Below are 6,819 nucleotides of genomic sequence, written 5' to 3'. Positions count from 1 at the left end.
GGTGAGCCATGGGGGGCAGGATACGGGCCGGGCGGCGGCCGGCTACCGATGCGGAGCCGGTTCCGTTCGGATCGGACCGTTCCCGCCCACGAACGTGCGGGCCGATCCTCCAAGACCGGCCGCCGCCGCGATCACGTCCCGCCGACCCCGCGGGCCAGCACGGCGACGAAAACCTCACTCGCCCCCGCCGCACGCAGCGCCGTGGTCACCCGCCGAGCGGTCGTGCCGGTCGTGAGGACGTCGTCGCACAGCAACACCCGCTTCCCCGCGACCGACGTGGGACGCGGCACGTTGAAGGCGCCCCGCAGGTTCGCCCGACGATCGGTCGGCGTGAGACGCGCCTGTTTGTCCGTCCGGTGCCGCTTGCGGACGAGCCGCGGCCGTGACGGCAGATTCAAGCCCCGGGCGAGCGTGTCGCAGAGTTCGGCCGCCGGGTCGTGGCTGGTGTGCAATCGGGCCGTCCAGTGATGCGGGACCGCCGCGACGAGGTCGAACCCCGCGAGCCGCTCCGCCCAGCGTTCCCGCAAGTCTTCGCCCAGCGCCCGCACCGCCGGTCGCCCGCCGTCGGTTTTGGCGTACAGCACGGCGTCCCGGAGTCGATCCGCGTGCAGCCCCAGCGAAACCGCCCCGCAGAACGGGAACGCATCTTCCCGTCGACAGTGCTGGCAATCGCCGCAGTCCGGCACGTGCGGGCCCGTCGGCGCCCCGCAGCCCCGGCACCACCCGCGGTCGGGTTCGGTGAAGGTCGCCCGGCATTCGCAGCGGGGGGTGAGCCGGGGCGGTTCGATCACGCCGTCCGCCCCGCACAGCGGGCAGGCGGGCGGCACGCACAGATCGAGCAGCGAGCGGGCGAAGTCCGAGGCGCCGCGGACCACAACTTGCTTGGCGCCGCCCCAACCGACGGCGCGTCGTTCCGCCCGATGAGAACTGCGAGGGGCGACGGGGGCGATCGACACGGCAGCGTCTACCATGGTGCGTCGATGAACGTCCCCGCAACCGATCGCTCTCCCGCCCGGCCCCCCGATTCCCGGTCGAGGGTGCTCGTCGTCGGCGGCGGTCTGGCGGGACTCGCCGCGGCGGCGGGGCTGGCGCCGCGGGGGTTCGACGTGACGGTGCTCGAAAGTCGTCCGCGGCTCGGCGGGCGGGCCAGCTCATTCCTCGACAAAACCACCGGCGAGCGCGTCGATAACTGCCAGCACGTCACGATGGGCTGCTGCACGAACTTCCTGTCGCTCTGCGAGGAGGCCGGTCTGTCGCCGTATCTGGCGGAGCAGGGCGAGGTGACGTTTCAGCTGCCGGACGGGACTGTCAGCCGATTGTCGGAGTCGCGCCCCGCGGGGCGGTCGCTGCCGGCGCCGTTTCATCTGGCGTTGTCGTTCGCCCGGCTCAAGCATTTCACGCTGCGGGAGAAGCGTCGACTGGCAGCAGGGGTGCAGGCGTTGGCCCGCACGACGGGGGGCGAAGGGGACGACTTCGAGGGCTGGCTCGCCGGGAACGGGCAGACGGAGCGGCTGATCGAACGGTTTTGGAATCCGGTCCTGGTCAGCGCCCTATCGGAGACGCCGGACCGCATGAACGTCGCCGACGCCCGCAAGGTGATCGTCGACGGGTTCCTGGCCCATCCGGCCGCGTGGCGGGTCATCGTGCCCACCGTCCCGCTGGACGTGCTGTACGGGGAGAAGCTGTCCGGGTGGCTGCATTCCATGGGGGTGACGGTTCGCACGGGCGTCGGCGTGCGGCGGGTGAACGTCGGCGGGGCGGGTGCGCGGCCGTCGGTCACGCTGCGGGACGGGAGCGAGGAATCGGCCGATCACGTCTTGCTGGCCGTTCCCCATCATCGGGCGGCGTCGCTGGTCCCGGAGGAGTTCGCCGAGGCCGCGGGTCTGACGGCCGCGGCGACGCTGGAGACCGCGGCGATCAGCAGCGTGCACGTCTGGTTCGATCGGGAGATCACCCCACTGCCGCACGTCGTGCTGCCGGAACGCACGAGCCAATGGGTCTTCAATCGCACCCAGTTGCACCAACCGGTACCAGCCCGGAGCGCAAGCTCCGGCCGTGCGTCTCGACATGTTGAAGTAGGCGTCGAGAGGGCTGCGGGACTGACGGCCGACGCTTGCGCGTCGGGCTTGTATTCGAGGAGCGACCAAGCCGCCTCGTATTACTTCCAAGTCGTCATCAGCGCGAGCGATTCGCTCGCCGGACGACCGCAGCAGGAGGTGATCGACGAGGTTCTGGCCGAACTCCGCGAGGCCTTCCCCGTCGCCCGCGCAGCCGAGGTGAGGCACGTGCGTATGGTGACGGAGCACAAAGCCGTGTTCGCCCCGCTCCCCGGGCATCACGCCTTGCGGCCGACCTCCCGCACGCCGCACCCGCGGGTCCATTTGGCCGGCGACTACACGGCGACCGGCTGGCCGGCGACGATGGAAGGGGCGGTCCGCAGCGGCTTCGCGGCGGCGGAGAGCGTGCTGGAGTCCGAGGGGCGATCGGAGCGCCTCGTGCGGCCGGATCTCCCGGCCGGTCGGCTCGCCCGCTGGCTGGGGTTCGCGTAGCGATCACGGCGTGGGCACACTGCTCGGCTCCGAACGCTCGTTCGCGTCACAGTTCGCCCGCTCCCGGCGTATGCCCCTCGGTTTTCTCCTCCCGCCGAAGACCGTTCGCCGATTCGTGGTCGCGGGGGGCATGCTGGTCGGTCTGACGGCCGCGGGCATCGTGGGATTCCGCATGACGGAGTCTTACAACTGGTTGGACGCGGCCTGGCTGGCGATCGTCACGCTGACCACCGTGGGCGCCTACGACGAGCCGCTTTCGCCGAACGGCAAGCTGTTCGCGATGGGCTACCTGTTCTGCGGGTTGGGCGTGGCGTCGTACAGTCTGTTCGCGTTGGGCCAGACGGTCGTCAGCACGGAGTTTCATCGCCTTTGGGAGAGACGTCGGATGATTCAGCGGATCGAAGCGATGTCCGGACACAGCGTCGTCTGCGGCCTCGGGCGGATGGGGCAGGGCGTGTGCGAGTACCTCGCCCGCCGCGAACGGGCGTTTGTCGTGATCGACAAGGACGAAGACCTGTTGCAAGAAGTCTGCGCCGACCGCGGTTGGGCCTGGGTCGCCGGGGACGCGGCGGACGACGCGGTGCTGAAGGAAGCCGGCGTCGATCAAGCCGCCTCGTTGACGACGGCGCTGCCCACCGATGCGGAGAACCTGTACGTCGTACTGTCCGCCCGCCTGCTGAGCGACAAACTCCAAATCGTGGCTCGCGCGACGGAAGAACGGGCCATTCTGAAACTGGAGCGGGCCGGCGCCGATCGGGTCGTCAGTCCGCTGGCCAGCGGAGCGGTCAAGATGGCGCGGTTCATGTTGAACCCGCACGTCGAGGACTTCCTCGCCATCGCCGACGATCGTGACAGCGACCTCGAACTGGCCGACGTGACGATCGCGGAGGGCAGCTATTTGTGCGGTCGCTCTCTGAAAGAAAGCGGCCTGTCGGAGAGGGGATTGATGGTCGTCGGCATCCGCCGCGGCGACGGGGAACGGCTGATGCCGCCCCCGCCGGACGCGGTGCTCTCCGCCGGCGATTGCCTGTTCACCTTCGGCAAAGGCGCCGCGATCAATTCGCTGACGCAAAAGGACGGCATTGAGGACTCAGCGGGGCCGTAGCGATGCTTCAAGACCAAGAATTCAAGAACCAAAACGCTGCGGAGGGCTTATCGTTTGGTTCTTGAATTCTTGGACTTGGCATTTCATCACGCCTGCCGATCGGCGTCCGCCCGGTTCAACGCTTGCAGGAACGCCCGGGCGCCGGCTTCGATGATGTCCGTGGAGACGCCGCGGCCGTGGCGATCGCGGCCGCCGGCGTACAGCCGGACGTCCACCTGACCGAGCGCGTCCTTGCCGCGGGTCACGCTCTTCACCACGAAGTCCTCCAGGCGCGCCTCGATGCCGATGATGCGCTCGAGGGCGTTGAAGCAGGCGTCGATCGGCCCGTCGCCGATCGCGGCGTCGCGGTGAATGGTCGGCTCGCCGTCCCCGTCTGGGGAACCGGCGGCCGGGGCTTCGATCAGCTCCAGCGTCGCGGTCGGCACGCCGGTCGTGCCGCTGGAGGTGTGCAGGCTTTTAATGCTCCACCGCTCCCGGTTGGCGAGGCCGGCGCCGGACAGCTTCGCCTCCATCAACGCGGCGAGGTCCGCGTCGAACACCTCCTTCTTGCGGTCGGCCAGATCGATGAACCGATCGAACACCTCGGTGAACGTCTCATCGTTCGGCGTATAGCCCAGTTCCGTCAGCCGGGCCTTCACCGCGGCCCGGCCGCTGTGTTTGCCGAGCACCAGATCGGTCCCGATGAAGCCGACGTCCTCCGGCTTCATGATCTCATAGGTCGCCGGGTTCTTCAGCATGCCGTCCTGATGAATCCCGCTGGCGTGGGCGAAGGCGTTGCGGCCGACGACCGCCTTGTTCCGCGGCACGCCCTGTCCGGTGACGCTGCCGACTAAGCGGCTCGTCGGCGACAGCTTGCGGGTGTTGATGCCGGTGGTCAGGCCGAAGTGGTCCTGCCGGGTCTTCAACGCCATGACGATTTCCTCCAGCGCCGCGTTGCCGGCCCGCTCGCCGATGCCGTTGATCGTGCATTCCACCTGCCGGGCGCCGGCCTCCAGGCCTGCCAGCGTGTTCGCCGCGGCCAGGCCGAGATCGTCGTGGCAGTGGGTGGAGATAATCGCCCGATCGATGTTCGGGACGCTCTCCTTCAGCATCTTGATGACGTCGAAATACTGCTGCGGCGTGGCGTAGCCGACGGTGTCGGGGATGTTGACGGTCGTCGCCCCGGCGTCGATCGCCTTCTCCACGACTTCGCAGAGGAAGTCGCGTTCGGTGCGGTAGGCGTCCTCCGGGCTGAACTCGACGTCGTCCACCTTCTCCTTGGCCCGCTGCACGCTGGCGACGGCGCGTTCGACGATCTGCTCCGTGCTCATCCGCAGCTTGTGCTCGCGGTGGATGGCGCTGGTGGCCAGGAACACATGCACGCGACCGCGTTCGCCCTTGGCGACGGCGTTGATCGCGGCGTCGATGTCCCCGTCCCGGCAGCGGGCCAGTCCGCAGATCGTCGCCCGATCGCCGAAGCGTTCGGCGATCTGACTGACGGCGTCGAAGTCCCCCGGGCTGGCGATCGGGAAGCCGGCTTCGATCACGTCCACGCCGAGGTCGCACAGGGCTTCGGCGACCCGCAGCTTCTCGTCGGTGTTCATGCTGCACCCGGGGGATTGCTCCCCGTCGCGCAGCGTGGTGTCGAAGATAACGACGCGGTCGTCGGGTCGGTCAGACATGAGCTTGGCGAGCGTGGGGCGTCAGCCCCAGGTGCTTTGAACGAGGTGAGAAGAGCCGACCTCGGGGAGTCTCCACGAAAAAACCCCGGGGCGAGCGGCCCCGGGGTTTGGAGTGTGACGGCAGACGCCGAACTTCACACGCGACCCGGACCCGCCGACGAGGCGAGTAGGAGGGCGAGCGGAAGGAGCGTGGCAGTCACGCGGGGAGTGTGGACCCGAATCAGCGTCTCGTCAAGCTCTTTATTCCACGCACTTCGTAACGCGGAGGCCCCGCGGGGCCTCCGCGTTATCACAAATCATAATTGCGCCACCTCCACCCGCCGCCCGGTCTCCGCGGCCTGATAGATCGCCTCGATCGCCAGCAGGTCGCGGAGACCTTCCTCGCCGGGGCACTTGAAGGGGGACTTCTGCTTCACGCTCTGGCTGAAGGCGTCGATCTCGACGGCGAACTGATCGGGAGTGTCGAGGTTCATCGGCTCGCCCTTCACGGAGCCGTCGAGACCGGAATAGCTGTAGGCGGGCTTGAGCAGCACGGAGCCTTTCTCGCCGAAGGCTTCGCCCTGGTTGAATCCGCCGAAGTTGTAGGTCGTGGCGCAGCTCGCCGTGACCTGCGCCCGCAGGGGTTCGGGGAGGTTCCGCTCCTTCGCTTCGCTCTCCAGCACGGAGGGGAACGTCATCGTCCAGCCGAGCGTTTCCTCGACCTGCCGGAATTTGATCGACTCGGTGAGCGTCGTCTGGGCGGTGACGGAGATCGGCTCCCGGCCGGTCATATAGCGGCAGAACTGAAGCGCGTAGATGCCCACGTCCATCAGCGGGCCGCCGCCGGCGAGTTCGCGGTTGAGCCGCCAGTGCAGCTTTTGATCGGGGTCGGCGTCGGCCGGCATCTTGAACCCGAACCCGGCGCCGAGACCCCGCAGTTCGCCGAGGCCGCCGGATCGCACCGTCTCCATCGCCTTGAGATGATGCGGTTCGAACTGGCAGCGATAGCCGATGCCGAGCTTCACGTCCGCTTTCTCGCAGGCGGCGATCATCTGCCGGCATTCCTCGGCGGTGTTCGCCATCGGCTTCTCGCAGAAAACGTGCTTGCCGGTTTCGGCGCCGCGGATCGTATATTCCGCGTGCAGACCGTTGGGCAGGACGATGTAGATCACGTCCACCGCGTCGTCATCGGCGAGGCGGTCGAACTGCTCGTAGGTGTAGACGTGGTCGCCCAGGTCGTATTTCGCCCGCCACTTGTCTCGCTTCGACGGCGTGCCGGAGACCACCGCGGCGAGTTTCGCGTGCTCCGTCTTCTCCAACGCCGGGGCGAGTTGGTTCGTGCTGAGCCGCCCCAGTCCGACGAGGGCGTAGCCGAGCTTTTTCTTCTCGTCCGTACCCGCCGCGAACAGCCGTGGCGAGAGCGCCGCGGCGGCGGAGAGGGCCGCGGTGGAGGCGAGGAACGTACGGCGGGCGGGCATCGGGAGGCTCCGGGGGGGCGGGTCTATTACACGGTAAAGGCCATCAC

Annotated in this window: 5 protein-coding genes; 2 read left to right on the top strand and 3 right to left on the bottom strand. The window is 68.4% G+C overall.

The window, feature by feature from the left end; all coding sequences use genetic code 11:
- Positions 1-131: 131 nt before the first annotated feature.
- Positions 132-971 carry a ComF family protein gene (locus LzC2_RS09730; protein ID WP_171186314.1) on the bottom strand — a complete coding sequence of 280 codons (840 nt, stop codon included), beginning with the start codon at positions 969-971 and terminating at the stop codon, positions 132-134.
- A 66-nt stretch (positions 972-1,037) separates the two neighbouring features.
- Here LzC2_RS09730 and hpnE point away from each other — a divergent pair, with 66 nt between their 5' ends.
- Positions 1,038-2,549 (top strand): hydroxysqualene dehydroxylase HpnE, encoded by a 1,512-nt coding sequence (gene hpnE, locus LzC2_RS09725; protein ID WP_171186312.1) that lies wholly within the window; start codon positions 1,038-1,040, stop codon positions 2,547-2,549.
- A gap of 70 nt (positions 2,550-2,619) precedes the next feature.
- Entirely contained in the window at positions 2,620-3,654 is a 1,035-nt protein-coding gene (locus LzC2_RS09720) for a potassium channel family protein (protein ID WP_171186310.1), read from the top strand.
- 86 nt (positions 3,655-3,740) lie between these two features.
- Here the strand turns inward: LzC2_RS09720 and LzC2_RS09715 are convergent, their stop codons facing one another.
- The gene (locus LzC2_RS09715) at positions 3,741-5,315 is read right to left on the bottom strand and encodes a 2-isopropylmalate synthase (protein WP_171186307.1); all 1,575 of its coding nucleotides are present in this window, start codon (positions 5,313-5,315) and stop codon (positions 3,741-3,743) included.
- A 296-nt stretch (positions 5,316-5,611) separates the two neighbouring features.
- Positions 5,612-6,772, bottom strand: coding sequence for a Gfo/Idh/MocA family protein (locus LzC2_RS09710; RefSeq protein ID WP_171186305.1), 1,161 nt, complete (start codon positions 6,770-6,772; stop codon positions 5,612-5,614).
- Positions 6,773-6,819: the final 47 nt, after the last annotated feature.

Origin of the sequence: Alienimonas chondri, from assembly GCF_013036045.1 — a bacterium.
Lineage (GTDB): Bacteria > Planctomycetota > Planctomycetia > Planctomycetales > Planctomycetaceae > Alienimonas > Alienimonas chondri.
The sequence above is the reverse complement of the archived record's forward strand: the minus strand, read 5'-3'. Positions and strand labels throughout refer to the sequence as shown.

Excerpts from the sequence above, each read along its gene's own strand:
- LzC2_RS09730 (WP_171186314.1), bottom strand. The coding sequence starts at position 971 with ATGGTAGACGCTGCCGTGTCGATCGCCCCCGTCGCCCCTCGCAGTTCT.
- LzC2_RS09720 (WP_171186310.1), top strand. The coding sequence starts at position 2,620 with ATGCCCCTCGGTTTTCTCCTCCCGCCGAAGACCGTTCGCCGATTCGTG.
- LzC2_RS09715 (WP_171186307.1), bottom strand. The coding sequence starts at position 5,315 with ATGTCTGACCGACCCGACGACCGCGTCGTTATCTTCGACACCACGCTG.
- LzC2_RS09710 (WP_171186305.1), bottom strand. The coding sequence starts at position 6,772 with ATGCCCGCCCGCCGTACGTTCCTCGCCTCCACCGCGGCCCTCTCCGCC.